This is a genomic window from Flavitalea plasmicola (assembly GCF_030546645.1).
Classification (GTDB): Bacteria; Bacteroidota; Bacteroidia; order Chitinophagales; family Chitinophagaceae; genus Puia.
On sequence record NZ_JAUOTO010000008.1, the window covers coordinates 217648 to 234214 of the forward strand.

Below are 16567 nucleotides of genomic sequence, written 5' to 3' on the forward strand. Positions count from 1 at the left end.
ACCGGGGAATAAAAATCCTGATTAAATCATAAATTAAAAATGGTGACAATACGAATTCGTCATTCGGATTTTACGAAAGTTATGAGGTTGTATATTCATACAATGACGACAGCTGCTGAATCTCGAACATACGTCCGCTATCCATCTTATACAGCTTATCTGCATATTGATAATAATTGTCGTCATGAGTGATCGCTATCAATGTAAATCCTTCCTGTTTGATATATCCAATGATCTCTTTATAGAACTTCCTTTTGAAGTGCGGATCCTGATCTGCCGCGAACTCGTCGAGAATGAGGACAGGTTTCTTTTCGAGCATGGCATAAATGAGGGCTAACCGCTTTCTTTGACCGGTAGAAAGATTGATATCCGAAAATCCTTGCCTGTTTACAGTCACCTTCCCGTCGATCTCAAAAAGCTTCAGATATTCGTTGGCTTTCTCCAGGTCGACCTCCGGCAATCCGTAAAACTCGTCGAACAGGTGACAGTCGCTGAATACGGGTGCGAACTGAAGTTTATAGCATTTCAGGTGTTCCTGTTTTATGGACAGACCGTTTACAAAGACTTCTCCTTCATCCTGCCGCAGAAGGCCTGTAAGAATATTAATAAAAGTTGTTTTTCCGCTGCCATTGCCTCCGCTGATAAAGATCGCCTGTCCTTTGGAGATCTGGAAATCAACAGGGCCGACGGAAAAAGGTTTGTCCTGACCGTCAGTTTCTTCGGGAATATAGGTGAAGGCGATGTCTTTCAGTTCCAGCCGGTGGAAATCGCCGGAAAATGTGATTTCTTCCGCGGCTGTATTGCCGTTTACCTGGTCTTCCAGGTCGTTTATCCTTCTCAGGGAGGCCCGGGCCTGGGAAAGATTGGGGATCAACAGAACTACCGTCTCGATGGGACTCCAGGTATACAGTAACAGGAATATAATATTAACGAGATTGGCTTTGTCGACGCTGAACAAATCACCCAGGAGCAACAATATGAGCCCAATAAAAATGTAGAAGGCAATCTGACCTATCACGCGGTTGATCAGGAAGCTGACCTGGGCTTTTTGATTCAGGACGGAGGACGCATTTATTGACCTGTGAATGTGTCTTTCCGATATTTCTGCGCCTTTAATGGGGGCTATATTTATTTCTTTAAAACCCCTTATTACTTCATTCAGGTATTTTATGAAGATGTCATTCTGCTCAAGCGCCAGCTTGAATAATCGCAAGGCTTTGCGGGCACAGAAATAGTAGATCACCAGGGTGAACAGGATCAGCCCTACGACACAAACCAGTAGCTTCCAGGATAATACAGCCATATAAATCAGGCAGATCACCACCACCAGTATATTCGTGATGATGTCCACCACATTAATAGAAGCGTTCACTATGTTATTGGTGTCGTTTGTCAGGGTGGAAAGGATCCTGCTCTTATTCCTTTCCAGTACGGCCAGCGGCGAGCGCAGGATCATCTTCAATATTTCGATCCTGGTCTGTTTGAGGAGATGCTGGGTGAACCGTATAATGCCTATTGCCACCAGCCACCTGCATAGGACAAACGAGCATACGGAGCCCACGAACATAAACAGATACATTCGTGTGCCCGACTGGGTCCGTGTGACATAATCGTGTATGATTAGGTTGATCGTGTACAGAACGCCTATATTACCCAGGGCGGACAGTATACTCAACACTGAAAAATAGATGTATTTATTCCAATTCCCCTTGCTGATGTTCATAATAAGACGCTGAAGTTTATGTCGATCCGCTAGAATGTCGCGTGTGTATCATACCAGCCGACGTCCGGATATCCGATCCTCATTTTATGTAGTATGGACTTGCAAAACTTATTGTTGAAATATCCGTAATCCCCGAACAGTCTGTACATGCGGAAAAGCCTCCTGTAAGTCTTTATGCATTCTTCGAGGGTCATCCATTTTCCGGGCAATTCGCCCCCAAACAGTCCGCTGCTGCCTTCCTTAAAAACATGGTGCACGAATTGGCCTTCGAGGGAAATTTCAGGGCATTTTTGCTGCTGGATGTATTTTTGGTTGATGATCTTGAAGTTGGTATACCCCAGGGTTTTTAAAACAGAACATTCATCCAGCAACTTTTGCCATGAGATCTTTTCCGACTCGATCGAGAGGTATTTGGGTCTTTCATGCAGGCCAGTGAGCTGTCTTATGGCCAGGAGATCCGTTCCTTCAATATCTATCTTCATGTAATAGGGCATCCCGAATTTTCTGATCAGCGTGTCCAGTCTCACCGTCCTCACCTGTTCCCGGATGGATTGTGCTCCGAACATTTCGTTCCTTTTCGCCCAGTTGATATCAACTGTTCCCCATACTGAGATCGAGGTGTTCTTATAGAATGATATCGTATCGCCGTCCTTGTCTCCGACGGCGCAATTTACGATCCTCATCTGGCCGTTGTCGATATACTTTTTAAGCGCGACCCTGCTGATCCTGCACAGTTCTTCAGACGCCTCCACTCCTACTACCCGGAACCCCTTTTTCAGGTAAAATTCGCTGTCTTCCCCTTTATGCAGTCCCAGATCAAAAATCAAGTTGGTATCCATAAAAGTAGCTTAAGACACTTGAATGGGTGTTGACATATCAAAATTTAAATAGACCGTGCCCCTGCCCCATCCCCTGGCATTGATGGTCACGTCGTCCCTGTCGTTTTGAAAGTACCTGACGCGATTTATGCATTCACCATACCCTATGATCAAAGTATGATACAATTCATTTTCAGGAGATATCTGCCGCCAACCTTCTATCCTGCCGGCATCAGCCGTGCCAAGCATTCCTATTGCGCTTTCATTCACTATCTCCATCGGATGGTCCGGTGTCTTTAATTGCAGAACCCCGTTTTCCCTGGTAAAAGCCCCTTCCCTTTTTGATCCTTCCTGCATTGAAAAACCCCAGTAGGTATTTAGCCAATCGTGCTTCAATGCTTCATTGAAATTGAATTTTGCCTCTATGAAGGTGTGGTCCTTAAGGAGATATAGCACTTTGAACCGCTCGGATGAGACAAAGTATACGTAAATGATATCCAGGTTATCAAATAAATGATAGTTGATAAGGCGTTCCATATTGGAATGACCAATGTATCTCAGGTATTTTTCATCCTCGATGAACACCCTTTTACCACCGGCTTTTTCAAGCCGGTTGATCAGATCCACGTCATCGATCCCATATCCTGTCAGGGATTCGTCAAAGCCGCTGACAGAGTGGACGAGGTTCCTGGCGAACCCTACCTTTCCTCCCTGATCCCTGTAAGGGATCTGCGATTTTCGCAAGGTAGTTATAACGGAATTTTCACCATTGGCGGCAAATTTTGCATCTATCCAATCGGCATAACCTGGTCCGGCATAGTTGTCGGCGTCTATCATGCATACGATATCTCCTGTTGCAAGTTTAAGCGTCATATTTTTTGAATGGGACATATTAAAATACTTCGGCTCGCATGTTTTATAATATTTAACTATGCCCATTTCGATAAACTTTCCAATAGTCTCTTTCGCCCAATTTTCCATGTTGTCGCGGGAATTATAATCAAGGATAACGAATTCAACATTGGGGTGGTGGATATTTTCAGCGATATTTACGGGAAGCGTTTTGCTTAGGTGTTTCAGTCTATTCATGCATACCGTGCAGATAGATATCTTATTCATACCTCTAAATTTAAGCGATGCCGGGCTCAGCCCGGATCAAGTGTTCGGTTGGCAGGGAGACCAGGATATTTCTCTGTAACAATTCAACGCGCACCAGCAATTTTGTTTTATTCCTGAACTGAACTACTTCACAGGAAAGACCGGCCAATGCTCCTTCTTTAATGACCAGTTTCTCAGCAGGCTGAAACTGGGTATCGGACACCTCCAGATCTTCAGAATGTCCGGCGATCAACTTGATATTATCGACTACCGAATCGCTGACCTTCGCGATCGTTTTTCCGCTCCTTACATAGTACAAAGCGCCCCCCGCGTCAATTCCCTCGTAATAATCATGCATGCTATTTAAATAAATGAAGACGTAGGACGGAAAGAGAGGTTCATTTACAAATTTCTTTCGATCGTGCCACGTGCGAAGCTTTTTTGTAAGCGGCAGATAGGAGTTGATATTAATTTCGGTCAAATAAGTGTGAACAGTTTTTTCGTGGCGGGGCTTTGTGTAGATGAGATACCATCCTGCATGAAATTTATTCATAGTGCCAAAGGTTTAATTTAGCTTGTGATACAGCTACCGCTAAAGCGAGTAACAGCGCCTGCAACCAGGTTATCATGTGAATAGTTTTCAAGGAAGGAAATTGCCTTTCAGGGAAACAAATTAATTCAAAAAAAGCCGGATGATATTGAGTAGTAGCACCAAATTTCGATTCGGTTTTTACGAAATAAGTAATTTTCATTTGAAAAAATGCAGGCATATCATAGTGAGCGATGATTAGCAAAAACCGAAACATTATTTGGCAGTTTTACTATCTACGGATTTAGGGCTTAAGATTAGATTACAGGGCATGAACTATAACGATATATTTATACAGTTGCTGGTAACTGTAGCAGTCATTCTGATCTCGGCCAGGTCCCTGGGACGATTGATGGTCGTATGCAAACAACCTAAAGTAGTCGGAGAAATGATAGCCGGCATTCTCTTAGGCCCTACCTGTCTGGGATATTTCTTTCCAGGTCTTTCCGGCAGGGTCTTTTCGCAGGAAGTGATGCCATTCATTTTTTCACTGAGCAACCTGGGTTTGATCCTGTATATGTTTCGCATTGCTTTGGAGATCGATTTCAGGTTATTTACCAGGTCAACCTTCCGTCAATCTTTTTTACTGACTGTTTCTGCAACTGCAATACCGTTCCTGACAGGGTTATCAACAGGCATGTTCTTTTTTGATAAATTAAAGGGCGGCAGCACCAGCCTGCTCACTTTCAGCTTGTTCCAGGGGTGTGCGATCGCATTAACCGCTTTTCCGGTGCTTGCGCGGATATTACAGGAAAAAAAACTGATAAAGTCCAGGATGGGAGCGGTGTTGTTGCTTTCTGCGAGCATGCAGGATGTAATCGCCTGGTGCCTTCTTGGCTTCATCACCATCTCTGTACAAAAGGGCTCGCCATTTATAGGTACAAAAAACATTATTGGGATGATAGCATTCGCTATCATACTGGTATCCGGAAAGTATATCCTGCGGGTATTATACAAAAGGGTCAAGGCAGGCAGGTTGACAAAGCAGGCCTATTCATCGGTCGTGATCGCTTTTGTTTTAACGAGTGCATTGATGACAGATCACATCGGCCTTCATTCGGTTTTTGGAGCGTTTATCTTCGGGATCCTGGCCCCCAAAAATGAAATTATTGTCCATGAACTTTCTGCCAGGCTCCAGGAGGTCACTGAGCTTTTGTTGATTCCTCTCTTCTTTGCCTATGCCGGTTTAAAGACTAACCTGCTTATACTGGGTCAGTTGAATTTCCTGTTGCCTGCCATAGTCATTTTGCTGGGGGCATTTGCCAGTAAATACACCGTTACCGCTTTAACGATGCGATGGTCGGGATTTGGGTACAGGGAGGCCTCTGCGGCAGGGGGATTGATGAATGCAAGAGGGATGATGGAGCTTATTATTGCCAACATCGGATTGATGTATGGGATCATTTCTGAAAAATCATATTCAATTTTGATCCTTTTGGCTATTTCATCTACCATGCTAGCCATGCCGATCTATCATTTTTCGATGAATTTCAGAAGAAAAAAAACAATGCGACCCACATCGGCCCCCTCAATGCAGGCACAGGAGAGCCCTTCTGTTATGGTAAAGGGCTAAGCACACGGGGCATTCATTGAATGGTGCCGGTTTTTCGCAGGCCGACGGCGATGATCTTCCTGCTAATGGCGTACTTCAATAATCCTACAGTAGACCTGACCCCAATCTTCTCCTTCATGTCCTGGCGGATCTTTTCAACAGAGCGGACGCCTAAAAAAAGCTCATCGGCGATTTCCTTGTTACTTTTCTCTTCCCATATCAATTGCAGAAGCTTTTTCTCCCGGTCGCTCAACGTAACATCTGATTTCCCAACGTGGTTCTTGATATTGTTCTGCTTATTCCAATACAATGCTTCTGTAAATATCCGGTTCCTGTAAATACGGTTATCCGCGACTGCCCGAATGGCCTGAAGCAATTCTTCCGGTTCGTCCGCCTTGGATATATATCCGTGTATCCCGGCGTCGAGCAGATCACTGATCAGATTCATATCCGAACTCATTGACAGGACAAGTATTTTTAAGGTGGGATGTTCCGTTCGAATAAGATTCAAAGCCTCGCTGCCATTTAATTCGGGCAAAAAAATATCCATCAACAATACGTCAATGGATGCAGCTCTTAATTTATTCATCAGGTCGAAGATGTCCGTGGCCTGTACTGTTACATTAATATTTTCCTGGTCAGAGAGAAAAGCTTTGAGCGTTTTCCTAAATAAAACATGGTCATCGACAATCGCGAGGTTAATAGGTCTCGATAGCATAAGGTTGTAGTTATAAGGTCGCACACTTCCGGTGCTAAATAAAAATCTTATTAATAGCACATATTATCATGCCAGACATTTATTTCAGCATTTTGCAGCCATCTAATCTTTGCCTTTCCTATTTGCAGGTTAAACTGGGGACGGAAAAATCATTACAGCCGGTAGGGGTAATTAAGTAGGTAGAGTGTGATCTTAAGTGTTGACTATACTAAAATACAATAAATCAAATAAGAAAAAAAATGTTTCGACATTAATGAAATGTTATTACAAGGCAAAAAAATCTAATTTAACATACTTATAAAATCGTGCCATGGTCGGTTAACCATCCGATCATTCCAGTTCGTCGGCCGTGAAGGCCAGGGGCAATAATGAAGATGCTTGTGGAATAATATACACGGTTCCTTGCTGGCCGCCCAGAATTAACCGGATCGGTCTTCCCGCCCGCTGCTCGAATTCCTGCAGCGACTGGCGGCAGATCCCGCAGGGAGAGATAGGATTTTCGCTCGGGCCCTGCTCGTTGAAGTAGCTGATTGCCAGGGTATCAATGGGTATACCTGGATAAAAGGAAGAAGCCGCGGACATCAACACCCTCTCCGCACAAATGCCCGCAGGAAAAGAAGCGTTCTCCTGGTTGGTCCCCGTAACCACCTGCCCGTTCTCAAGCCGGGCCGCAGCGCCTACACGAAACCGGGAGTAAGGTGCATAGGCATCGCTTGTCACCAGCCTCGCTTTTTTCAACAATTCGGCATCGGCCAGCGCTAACGCTTCAGCAGAATCATACACCTCATAAGAAAATTGATGCACATGCTTTTCCATGTCCTTTTATTTTCAACCGGTTGAAACATCCCGAAATGATAATTCCACCTATTTGATCTTTTTGAACAGCCGGCTCCAACGTACCCCCTTGTTCCAGCTCATCCAGATCAGCCACGCCTCTCCTACTACATGGTCTTCGGGCACAAAACCCCAATAACGGGAATCCTGCGACCCATGACGATTGTCCCCCATCATCCAATAGTAGTTCATCTTAAAGGTATATTGCGTGGCAGGCTGTCCATTGAGATAGATCTTGCCATCCTTCATTTCAAGGTCATTGTGCTCATATACACGAATGGCCCTTTCATAAATGGGGTAACTTTCCGGCGTCAGTGGCAGCGTTGCCCCCTTGGCTGGAATCCAAATGGGACCATAATTATCCCGGCTCCACACGTGAACATGATCATATGGATAAACATCGTGATTGCTGTCGATCTCCGGTACAATGCTCTTGGCCAGCCCATTCTTCAGCATTTTCTCATGAGCGCTCCAGGTCAGCAGCATGTCATATTGATTATTATTACCGTTGCCGGCACTGCGGACATCCTCACCATTGGTCATATCCAGGTTATATTCGTCCTTCATCACCGTCTCGTCCAGTGGCTGCCCCTTGGTCTCCACTTCATAATTGGTCTGTGATTCGGGTGGGAAAACCTGCGCCTTTCCATTGATATAGACCACCTGGTCCCTGATCTGCAATGTGTCGCCCGCGACCGCTACACATCGTTTGATATAGTTTTCCTGTTTATCCACCGGACGGATCACCAACGGATAATCATCCGGCTTGCTGAGGATCACCTGACGTCCCGAATCCATATTGCCCCGGCCGATCTCCCGGGCTACGTCATAATACGGACGCTGTGACTGGAAGTCCGGCAAATTGATCACCGTATCGCCCGCAGGGAAGTTGAACACCACCACATCTCCCCTGTTCACCGGGCTGGCAAACCAACGGGTATAGGGGATCTTGATCCATTCCACGTAAGAATTCCCATTTGTGATGGGCATCGTATTATGCACAAAAGGAATGGATAAAGGCGTGTTGGGTATACGGGGACCATAACTGAACTTACTTACGAAAAGAAAGTCATTCACCAGCAGCGTCTTCTCCATCGAGCCCGTTGGAATAGTGTAGGCTTCGAAGACAAAGGTCCGGATGAGCGTAGCCGCCACGATGGCAAAGACCCCGGCGTCAACCCATTCCCGGGCCGTGCCTTTTCGATGCTTCTTCACAGGACCAGACCCCGTGAATTTATCCTTGGGGTTGAATCCTACATAAGGGAAATAGACCACTGGCAGCAGGGCCGCCAGCGCATGCTCATAAAAACGGAATTTACCAAAGGTTTTCACGAACTCCACATAGATCCCCATGGAAATAAACCAGCCCACGACAGGGATCAATTGCCAGAAAACCCAGTGCTTGGGCCGTTCTGCGAGCTCCAGCATCACCCAGGTGTTATATAAAGGAACGAATGCTTTCCAGCCGGCAGCACCTGCCTTTTCAAACATTTTATAGAGTCCGACGGAGGGTAATAAGAGTATAAGTAATTGAATGAGCACTAAGACCAGCAACTGATGAGTCGACATTCCTTTGGTTTTTTTATGATTCCGGGCAAATTTATAATAATAATCGTCCCCCCAAAACATTGAACTGGAAAGTTTTGCTAAAACATTTGGGGAAATAACCTATTTGTCGTTAAATGGACCGGAATATTACAGGGTTCCTGCCTGTTTTTGGGCTGTCTGGGTCAATTATTTCTTTGGAAGGACATAGCTTTCCACATCGTCCCGGTCGATGTTCTTGCCGGAAAGAATGATCAGCCGCTCCACCACATTCCGTAGCTCCCGGATATTCCCCGTCCAATTATGCTTCTGCAAAGCTTTAATGGCCTCTTCCTCTATAGCCTTCTTCGCAATACCATAATCAGCGCAGATATCTGCCAGGAATTTATCTACTAACAAAGGGATGTCATCTTTTCTTTCATTCAGGGATGGCACGTGAATAATGATGACGCTGAGGCGATGGTAAAGGTCCAGGCGGAAATTCTTCTCGTCCACCTCTTTGAGGAGGTCCTTATTGGTAGCAGCGATCACCCGTACGTCCACATTGATATCCTTATCGCCGCCCACCCGCGTTATCTTCCCCTCCTGCAAGGCCCTGAGCACCTTTGCCTGGGCCGTCAGGCTCATATCGCCGATCTCGTCCAGGAACAGCGTTCCGCCATTGGCCTGCTCAAACTTGCCAATACGCTGCTTGACCGCGGAGGTAAATGACCCCTTCTCATGCCCAAACAGCTCGCTCTCTATCAGTTCACTGGGAATGGCGGCGCAATTCACTTCGATCAGGGGACCTCCCGCACGATTGCTTTTTTCATGCACCCAGCGGGCTACCAATTCCTTTCCCACGCCGTTCTCTCCGGTCACCAATATCCGGGCTTCCGTGGGAGCCACCTTTTCTATGGTCTCCTTGATCTTCTGGATCGGTGTGGATGAACCCACCATTTCCTGCACCTTGCTTACCTTCCGCTTCAACACCTTGGTCTCGGCCACCAGGGTAGTCTTGTCCATGGCGTTGCGAATGGTGATCAGCAGCCTGTTGAGGTCCGGAGGCTTGGAAATATAGTCATAAGCACCTTTCTTCACCGCTTCCACGGCCGTCTCGATGGTACCGTGCCCCGATATCATTATAATAGGAATGTCAGGATTTGCTTCCTTCGCTTTTTCCAGGAATTCTATCCCGTCGATCTTGGGCATCTTAATATCGCAGAGTACAACGTCGTATTCCTTTTCCCTCACTTTTTTCAAACCTTCCTCACCGTCGCCGGCCTCATCGATCTTATAACCTTCATAGGACAGGATCTCACTAAGTGTTTTACGGATAGCTTTTTCATCGTCAATGATCAGGATGTTCGACATGAGCTTTAACAAATCTTTTTATGGAAAAATAAATGGCCAGGCTTCTCTTAGTTCCGTTCAACGAATAATATGAACCTGGCAAAATTAACGATTATAATCTTCTCTTGCTGCTGCACGCCGGCAGTTCTCAATCCTTACCCTCTTATAGGCGCCATTCCGCCGCCCGGAGGCTTCCGACGGTCGGCAGGAGACGATCCCTTCGCAGCCTGGCTACGAACACTTCCTTTGAAAAAAGACCGCACCGTTCATCTTTTCAATGGCGCCCTCAAACGCAACCAGGAGGCTCAGTTTGCCGTGCTGGACGTCTCCGTGGGCACCCAGGATCTTCAACAATGCGCAGACGCAATTATGCGCCTGAGGGCGGAGTTTCTTTACGCACGGAAAGAGTATAAAGCCATTTGTTTTTATACCGCCCAGGGTATGCCCCTGAATTTCCTGGACTGGACCCTTGGCCGCCGCTTCCGGCAGAAAGGCGGCCAGCTCGTGGCCTGGTCGCTTCCAGGCCATAACCCTTGCGAAGACCGTGCCTGTTTCAATGAATACCTGCAAACGGTATTTTCCTATTGTGGGACACTGAGCCTGGAAAAACAGCTGGTCCCGGTCCCGCATTTCAGCGACATCCGGCCGGGAGATGTGCTCATCACAGGCGGATCTCCCGGTCACGCCATGCTGGTGATGGACCTGGCCATCGATGCCGCCGGCCATAAAGCCTACCTCCTCGCCCAAAGCTATATGCCTGCGCAGGATATCCACCTTGTCAAAAATCCTAAGGACGAAGGTGCCAGCCCCTGGTACCGGGCTGATCAATCCATTATTATTACACCCGAATGGACTTTCTACCCTTTCCAGTTGCGCCGCTGGCCGAAAAACAATTAATTTTAGGAAATGAGCATCTGGATCTATTCCACGGAATATAAAACTCCCATTCCTGAAAATGCCTTGCAATCATTGATAGCTGGCTTGCCCCCGGAGATCTCCGCCAAGGCGCGGCGGTTCAGACGTTGGCAGGATGCCCATGGATGCTTGTTAGGCAAGCTGTTGCTGACCACAGCCCTGAAAGTAGGAGGCTGGCCGGCTGACCTCCGTCATTTACAATACACGGATTACGGAAGACCATTTCTCTCAGGTGGCCCGGATTTTAATATTTCCCACTCAGGCCACCGGGTCGTCTGCATCCTTGCTACAGAAGGAGGGGTCGGTATCGACCTGGAAGAGATCAAAGACCTCAACATCGAAGATTTTAAGGGCCAGTTCAGCGCCGATGAATGGGCAACGATCACAGGCGCCCCCCATCCGCTGAAAGCTTTTTACCATTTTTGGACCGCAAAGGAGTGCCTGTCAAAAGCCGATGGACGGGGACTCAATCTGCCGCTGGCAGGCCTGCGTATAGAAGAGAACAGGATCATCAGCCTCGGCAGCCGCCACTGGCGCCTCCAAGCCCTGCCCCTGTCAGCCGGTTACGCCTGCCATATCGCCGCTGAAAGCCCCATGGACCACCTCGCTTTGAAAGAACTCTCCCTAAGGGATTTGGCAGATCAGTCTGCGGCCAATTATTTTCATTGATAATCAGTCATTTAGCAAACCATCGTAATTATCCTACGTAAAAGAACCTTGTAGCAGGAGGCTACAGTTATTATCTTAGCTATATCTAAAATCCATGAAGAACCAAATCCATTTATAATCCAAAAAATATTTCCCTATGAAGCAAGACCTCGAAATGCAGGCTCTCCCCACCGGTAAAGTGCTTTTTAAACTGACTGTTCTCGGATGCGTATTACTGGGTTGTGTATATGGTTTCCTCGTGCTGTTCAATACAGCCCTGGAAGCGATCAAATAGCCTGTGCCACCTCTGAATGAATGAAAAAATCCCGGTCTTTGACCGGGATTTTTTTTATTTGTTTAAGTACATCACTTCTTTCACCAGCTTCACCGTCCGTACGACGTCTGGCAACGCTAAGCTCACCAGGTTGGGTGCGTAATGCAAAGGTGCGTCGGCAGCCGTAATACGACGGATAGGCGCATCCAGGTAGTCAAACCCCTCTTTCTGGATACGATAGGTGATCTCCGAAGAAATAGAAGCAAACGGCCACTGCTCTTCTACGATCACCAGCCTGTTGGTCTTTTTCACGCTTTCCAGGATGGTCATCCAGTCCAGCGGACGGATAGTGCGCAGATCGATCACCTCGGCGCTAACCCCTTCCTTCTCCAGTTCGGCAGCTGCGCCCAAAGCCACTTTCATCATTTTATTAAAAGAGACGATGGTCACATCTTTCCCCGCCTTTTTGACATCAGCTTTACCCAGGGGAATATAATATTCCTCGTCAGGCACCTCTGATTTGTCCCCATAGGAAACCTCGCTTTCCATGAAGATGACCGGGTCTTCTTCATAACGGATGGCCTGCTTCAACAGCCCTTTCGCATCGTAGCCGTTGCTGGGGGAGACCACCTTGATACCAGGTATATTGGCGTAGTAGCTTTCAAAGGCCGTAGAGTGCTGGGCGCCCAGTTGACCGGCAGATCCGTTGGGACCGCGGAATACAATAGGACAGCTTACCTGTCCGCCGCTCATTGCCAGCATCTTGGAGGCCGTGTTCAGGATCTGGTCCAGGGCCAGGACAGCAAAATTCCAGGTCATAAATTCTACGACAGGCCGCAGGCCATTCTGGGCGGCGCCCACCGCAACAGCAGTAAACCCAAGCTCTGAAATGGGCGTATCGATCACCCGCTTCGCCCCAAACTCATCCAGCATTCCCTGGCTTACCTTATAGGCGCCATTGTATTCTGCTACCTCCTCACCCATTAAAAAAACACGGTCATCGCGGCGCATTTCCTCGCTCATGGCCTCGCGTAGAGCCTCCCTGAAAGCAATTTGTCTCATTCGTAAAGATTTATGATCGACGGATTTTTCATCCATTTCGAGTCGCAAAATTATTGGTTGCCAGGCATATTATCAAATCAGTATTACGCCATTTGGATCCATGGTCCACTTTAGCTTTATTTTGTATATTTCCATGAGAATTTCAAAAAACCATGCAAGCCACCATTGAGCACCTCGGAAAGATCGTCAACAATTACAACCGGCGACTGGAAGCCATCCCGGAAGAAGAATACAGCCGGAAACCCGGTCCCGGAAAATGGAGTAAAAAAGAGATCCTGGGACACCTGGTCGATTCGGCTCAGAACAATATCCGCCGCTTTGTCGTAGCCCAATATGAAGACCTCCCCCGGATCGGGTATGACCAGGATAAATGGGTCGCCCTGGCCGATTACCAGCACTACCCTACCAAAGACATCCTTGCATTATGGAGGTTGCTCAACAGGCATATCTGCCGGATACTGGCAGGCATCACCCCGGAAGGTGCATTACGGAAGTGCGCAATGGGAAATGATCAGCAGTACACCATCAAATGGCTGGCGGCAGACTACTGTAATCACCTCCTGCACCATTTGCACCAGATACTGGAGCTCGATCCCATCGCATACCCGTAAATAGCTGCAAGCGACAAGCTTCAAGCTACCAGTATCGCCTAACTAAGTCCTGGCTTGCAGCTTGTAGCTAACAGCTTGCAGCTTAAGAGGCTTGCTCAAACACCAATATAAAGCTGGTACCCTCTCCCAGCTGGGAATTGACGTCGATCGACGCCCGGTGAGACTGCAAAATATTCCAGGTGGCGGCCAGGCCCAGCCCAAATCCATTGGTCTTGGAAGTAAAATAGGGCTCGAAAATGCGGGAAATATTCTCGTCAGGGATCCCCGCTCCATTATCGTTGATAAATACCTTGTAATAGGGGCCGTCCTCCCGGATGGTCACGATGATCCTGCCGGCCTCCTTCGGGACAGCCTCGACAGCATTGATGACGATATTCAAAAAGGCGATCTTTAACTTCTCAATATCGGCCATGATGTAAGCAGGCTGATCGGGATAGCTCAGCTCCAGCCCGATGCCTTTCAGGGAGATCCGGTCCGAGGCCGCCGCCAGGGTCGTATCGATAATAGCCTGCAGCGGCGCTTTTTGCAGCGAGATCTCCGCCGGACGGGATAAATCCAGTAATTCAGAGATCAGTCCGTCAATCCGGCCGCAATTCCTTGCTATGATATCCAGGTAAATATTCGCGTCCTCACTGTTGAGCTCCGGCTTCAGCTGTTCCACGGACAAATTGATATTCGTAAGCGGATTCCTTACCTCATGGGCCAGGGTCCGAAGCAGCGTAGCGGTACCCCGCAGTTTCTCGATCTGAAAAGTAGCTCGCTCGATCCTTTTTAAATTGGTGATATCATGTATGATCCCCTGAAAGTAAGTCCCCCCGCTGGAATCTGTTTGCCTCGAAATGGATAGTATACAATTCCTTTTCTCCTTGGTGCGGGTCAGCAATTCCACCTCTTCATCCTCTACCTCTCCCGTCTGGTGCAGCCGGGCCTTCAGCAATGCAGCGGCATCCTTCCTGGCAAAGAGATAATAGAGGCTCAGTTGCTGCAGGTCTTCCTTATTATATTTGAACAGGTCGCAGGTGGCGCCGTTCGCATCTCTGAATACCAGGCCCTCGTCCCCCAGGAAAACAGCATCTTTTGAACGTTCGAAAATGTTCCTGAATTTACGCTCATTGGCTTTCAGGGCCTTAATATTGGCGCTGCGCTCCAGGGCATAGCGGATGCTTCGTTCCAGCTTCTCCGTATTGATCTCCGACTTTACCAGGTAATCGACTGCGCCGATGGTCATAGCCTGTACATCCACCTCACGGTTGCCGATGCCGGTAAGCAACACCAGGGGATCTTCACAGCCCAGGGAAATGGCGTCCCGCAGCAGCTCCAACCCTGTCCTGGCCCCCAACAAATAATCGATGAAATAAATGTCATAGCGGCCCAGCTCGATTCGCTTCAGAGCTTCATCATATTCATAGCACCAGTCGATCAGGAACTCCTTTTCCGGGATGTCCCTGATGCACGCCTCTATAATAAGATAATCATCCTCGTCATCTTCAACGATCAGAACACGCGTCGGTAAACCGGATGGCAGCATACTATCCTTTGAATTAGCTGTTATATCTATATCTTTATTAATTCTTTCCAAAATAAACAAATTTTCCTACGCCAATATTTCTCTTTTTACCGTATTCAAAGGCAACGACACGATGAATACCGCCCCCTCTCCTGGCTTACCCCTGGCAGAAATAAATCCCTTATGCTTTTCCACGATCTTTTTACATAGGGCCAGCCCGATGCCCGTACCCTCATATTCAGCGCTGGGATGCAGCCGGCGGAACATGTCGAAGATCTGCTCGGCATACTTTTGATCAAACCCAATGCCATTGTCCTCGATCAGTATCCTGCAATACCTGGGGTCCGGATCCTTGGCGCCGGACGACATCACCTCGTGTCGTATGTGGATCTTCGGAAGCTCCTGCTTTTTGCTGTATTTCAGTGAATTATTGATCAGATTGGAAAAGAGTGGCACCATCAGCACTGCATTCACAGGCAGGACAGGCAAAGGATCCAGAATTATCTCCGCTTTTTTTTCCCGGATCGGACCGTCCATCTCCGAGATCACTTCTTTCACCACCTCGTTCAGGTCCACCTCCTGGAAGGATTCCTTTTCCCCCGAGATCTTGGAAAATCGCAAAATATCGTTGATAAGGTCCTGCATCCGCTTGGACACTTCCTGGATACGGGAAAGATACATCTGCCCATCCTTATTCATGTTCTGCCGGTGGTCGCTCAGCAGCCGGTCGCTGAACATCCGTATCTTCCGTAAAGGAGCCTGGAGATCATGGGAGGCCATAAAGGCAAAAAGATCAAGGTCCTTATTGGCCGTCTCCAGGCGCGCAATATTCTCCAGCAGCTCCCGGTTCAGCTCGATCACCTTCTCTTCAGAAACCTTTCTTTCATGGATCTCCAGTTCCAGGCTCTTATTGATAGCCACTAACTTCTGTTCCTGCGCCAATAACCGGTGGTTCTTCCGGTAGAGGTCCACAAAGACGCTCACCTTAGCCCGCAACAGCTCAGGGTTGACAGGCTTGTAGATATAATCGACGGCTCCCGCCCGGTAGCCTTTGAAAATGTTCTCCTCTCCATAATTATTGGCCGTGATAAAAATAATGGGGATATGACGGAGCCTTTCCCGTTCGTAGATCAGCGAAGCCGTCTCGAAACCATTCAGGTTGGGCATCTGCACGTCCATAAGGATAAGGGCGAAGTCGAAATCGGACAGTAATATCTTCAGGACCTGTCTTCCTGAATTGGCCTTGACAATCCGGTATCCATCCGGCTCCAGCACCGTCTCTATAGACAGCAAATTGTCCTCCCGATCATCTACTATTAAGATCTTAGGCTGCATTCACTG

Annotated in this window: 17 protein-coding genes; 5 read left to right on the forward strand and 12 right to left on the reverse strand. The window is 47.7% G+C overall.

The window, feature by feature from the left end; all coding sequences use genetic code 11:
- Window positions 1-79 precede the first annotated feature (79 nt).
- From Q4E93_RS28690 to Q4E93_RS28710, 5 genes are read right to left on the reverse strand one after another with little or no spacing between them, the layout of a single operon-like run.
- Complete coding sequence (locus Q4E93_RS28690; RefSeq protein WP_303591263.1) at window positions 80-1723, reverse strand: cyclic peptide export ABC transporter; 1644 nt, start codon at window positions 1721-1723, stop codon at window positions 80-82.
- A gap of 29 nt (window positions 1724-1752) precedes the next feature.
- Window positions 1753-2562 carry an FkbM family methyltransferase gene (locus Q4E93_RS28695; protein WP_303591265.1) on the reverse strand — a complete coding sequence of 270 codons (810 nt, stop codon included), beginning with the start codon at window positions 2560-2562 and terminating at the stop codon, window positions 1753-1755.
- A gap of 9 nt (window positions 2563-2571) precedes the next feature.
- Complete coding sequence (locus tag Q4E93_RS28700; RefSeq protein WP_303591266.1) at window positions 2572-3660, reverse strand: glycosyltransferase family 2 protein; 1089 nt, start codon at window positions 3658-3660, stop codon at window positions 2572-2574.
- 10 nt (window positions 3661-3670) lie between these two features.
- Window positions 3671-4192, reverse strand: coding sequence for a UpxY family transcription antiterminator (locus tag Q4E93_RS28705; RefSeq protein WP_303591268.1), 522 nt, complete (start codon window positions 4190-4192; stop codon window positions 3671-3673).
- Window positions 4185-4445 (reverse strand): hypothetical protein, encoded by a 261-nt coding sequence (locus Q4E93_RS28710; protein WP_303591270.1) that lies wholly within the window; start codon window positions 4443-4445, stop codon window positions 4185-4187. Before Q4E93_RS28710 ends, Q4E93_RS28705 begins: the two co-directional genes overlap by 8 nt.
- A 183-nt stretch (window positions 4446-4628) precedes the next feature.
- Here Q4E93_RS28710 and Q4E93_RS28715 point away from each other — a divergent pair, with 183 nt between their 5' ends.
- A complete protein-coding gene (locus tag Q4E93_RS28715) occupies window positions 4629-5801 on the forward strand; it encodes a cation:proton antiporter domain-containing protein (protein ID WP_411162138.1) in 1173 nt (390 codons plus the stop codon).
- Between the two features lie 13 nt (window positions 5802-5814).
- Here the strand turns inward: Q4E93_RS28715 and Q4E93_RS28720 are convergent, their stop codons facing one another.
- From Q4E93_RS28720 to Q4E93_RS28735, 4 genes are all read right to left on the reverse strand, one after another.
- Window positions 5815-6498 (reverse strand): response regulator transcription factor, encoded by a 684-nt coding sequence (locus tag Q4E93_RS28720; protein WP_303591272.1) that lies wholly within the window; start codon window positions 6496-6498, stop codon window positions 5815-5817.
- A 330-nt stretch (window positions 6499-6828) separates the two neighbouring features.
- A complete protein-coding gene (locus tag Q4E93_RS28725) occupies window positions 6829-7314 on the reverse strand; it encodes a cytidine deaminase (RefSeq protein WP_303591273.1) in 486 nt (161 codons plus the stop codon).
- A 48-nt stretch (window positions 7315-7362) separates the two neighbouring features.
- On the reverse strand, window positions 7363-8901 hold the full coding sequence (lepB, locus tag Q4E93_RS28730; RefSeq protein ID WP_303591274.1) for a signal peptidase I: 1539 nt from the start codon (window positions 8899-8901) through the stop codon (window positions 7363-7365).
- 165 nt (window positions 8902-9066) lie between these two features.
- On the reverse strand, window positions 9067-10230 hold the full coding sequence (locus Q4E93_RS28735) for a sigma-54-dependent transcriptional regulator (RefSeq protein WP_303591275.1): 1164 nt from the start codon (window positions 10228-10230) through the stop codon (window positions 9067-9069).
- Window positions 10231-10299: 69 nt separating this feature from the next.
- Here Q4E93_RS28735 and Q4E93_RS28740 point away from each other — a divergent pair, with 69 nt between their 5' ends.
- The 3 genes from Q4E93_RS28740 to Q4E93_RS28750 all read left to right on the forward strand — a co-directional run bounded on the left by Q4E93_RS28740 (window position 10300) and on the right by Q4E93_RS28750 (window position 12067).
- Window positions 10300-11106: a DUF4846 domain-containing protein gene (locus Q4E93_RS28740; RefSeq protein ID WP_303591276.1), complete on the forward strand. Its 807-nt coding sequence runs from the start codon at window positions 10300-10302 to the stop codon at window positions 11104-11106.
- A gap of 9 nt (window positions 11107-11115) precedes the next feature.
- The gene (locus Q4E93_RS28745; protein WP_303591277.1) at window positions 11116-11793 is read left to right on the forward strand and encodes a 4'-phosphopantetheinyl transferase family protein; all 678 of its coding nucleotides are present in this window, start codon (window positions 11116-11118) and stop codon (window positions 11791-11793) included.
- Window positions 11794-11929: 136 nt separating this feature from the next.
- Window positions 11930-12067, forward strand: coding sequence for a hypothetical protein (locus Q4E93_RS28750; protein ID WP_303591279.1), 138 nt, complete (start codon window positions 11930-11932; stop codon window positions 12065-12067).
- Window positions 12068-12121: 54 nt separating this feature from the next.
- Here Q4E93_RS28750 and Q4E93_RS28755 read toward each other — a convergent pair whose 3' ends face one another.
- A complete protein-coding gene (locus Q4E93_RS28755) occupies window positions 12122-13144 on the reverse strand; it encodes a pyruvate dehydrogenase complex E1 component subunit beta (protein WP_303591281.1) in 1023 nt (340 codons plus the stop codon).
- Window positions 13145-13260: 116 nt separating this feature from the next.
- Here Q4E93_RS28755 and Q4E93_RS28760 point away from each other — a divergent pair, with 116 nt between their 5' ends.
- Window positions 13261-13719: a DinB family protein gene (locus tag Q4E93_RS28760; RefSeq protein ID WP_303591283.1), complete on the forward strand. Its 459-nt coding sequence runs from the start codon at window positions 13261-13263 to the stop codon at window positions 13717-13719.
- A gap of 82 nt (window positions 13720-13801) precedes the next feature.
- Here the strand turns inward: Q4E93_RS28760 and Q4E93_RS28765 are convergent, their stop codons facing one another.
- Window positions 13802-15298, reverse strand: coding sequence for a hybrid sensor histidine kinase/response regulator (locus tag Q4E93_RS28765; protein WP_303591285.1), 1497 nt, complete (start codon window positions 15296-15298; stop codon window positions 13802-13804).
- 15 nt (window positions 15299-15313) lie between these two features.
- On the reverse strand, window positions 15314-16561 hold the full coding sequence (locus Q4E93_RS28770) for a response regulator (protein WP_303591287.1): 1248 nt from the start codon (window positions 16559-16561) through the stop codon (window positions 15314-15316).
- Between the last annotated feature and the right edge of the window lie 6 nt (window positions 16562-16567).

Coding starts and splice junctions, on each gene's coding strand:
- Q4E93_RS28710 (WP_303591270.1), bottom strand. CDS start 4,445: ATGTTTCGGTTTTTGCTAATCATCGCTCACTATGATATGCCTGCATTT.
- Q4E93_RS28690 (WP_303591263.1), bottom strand. CDS start 1,723: ATGAACATCAGCAAGGGGAATTGGAATAAATACATCTATTTTTCAGTG.
- Q4E93_RS28760 (WP_303591283.1), top strand. CDS start 13,261: ATGCAAGCCACCATTGAGCACCTCGGAAAGATCGTCAACAATTACAAC.
- Q4E93_RS28720 (WP_303591272.1), bottom strand. CDS start 6,498: ATGCTATCGAGACCTATTAACCTCGCGATTGTCGATGACCATGTTTTA.
- Q4E93_RS28770 (WP_303591287.1), bottom strand. CDS start 16,561: ATGCAGCCTAAGATCTTAATAGTAGATGATCGGGAGGACAATTTGCTG.
- Q4E93_RS28725 (WP_303591273.1), bottom strand. CDS start 7,314: ATGGAAAAGCATGTGCATCAATTTTCTTATGAGGTGTATGATTCTGCT.
- Q4E93_RS28695 (WP_303591265.1), bottom strand. CDS start 2,562: ATGGATACCAACTTGATTTTTGATCTGGGACTGCATAAAGGGGAAGAC.
- Q4E93_RS28745 (WP_303591277.1), top strand. CDS start 11,116: ATGAGCATCTGGATCTATTCCACGGAATATAAAACTCCCATTCCTGAA.
- Q4E93_RS28700 (WP_303591266.1), bottom strand. CDS start 3,660: ATGAATAAGATATCTATCTGCACGGTATGCATGAATAGACTGAAACAC.
- Q4E93_RS28735 (WP_303591275.1), bottom strand. CDS start 10,230: ATGTCGAACATCCTGATCATTGACGATGAAAAAGCTATCCGTAAAACA.
- Q4E93_RS28740 (WP_303591276.1), top strand. CDS start 10,300: ATGAACCTGGCAAAATTAACGATTATAATCTTCTCTTGCTGCTGCACG.
- Q4E93_RS28755 (WP_303591281.1), bottom strand. CDS start 13,144: ATGGATGAAAAATCCGTCGATCATAAATCTTTACGAATGAGACAAATT.
- Q4E93_RS28705 (WP_303591268.1), bottom strand. CDS start 4,192: ATGAATAAATTTCATGCAGGATGGTATCTCATCTACACAAAGCCCCGC.
- Q4E93_RS28750 (WP_303591279.1), top strand. CDS start 11,930: ATGAAGCAAGACCTCGAAATGCAGGCTCTCCCCACCGGTAAAGTGCTT.
- lepB (WP_303591274.1), bottom strand. CDS start 8,901: ATGTCGACTCATCAGTTGCTGGTCTTAGTGCTCATTCAATTACTTATA.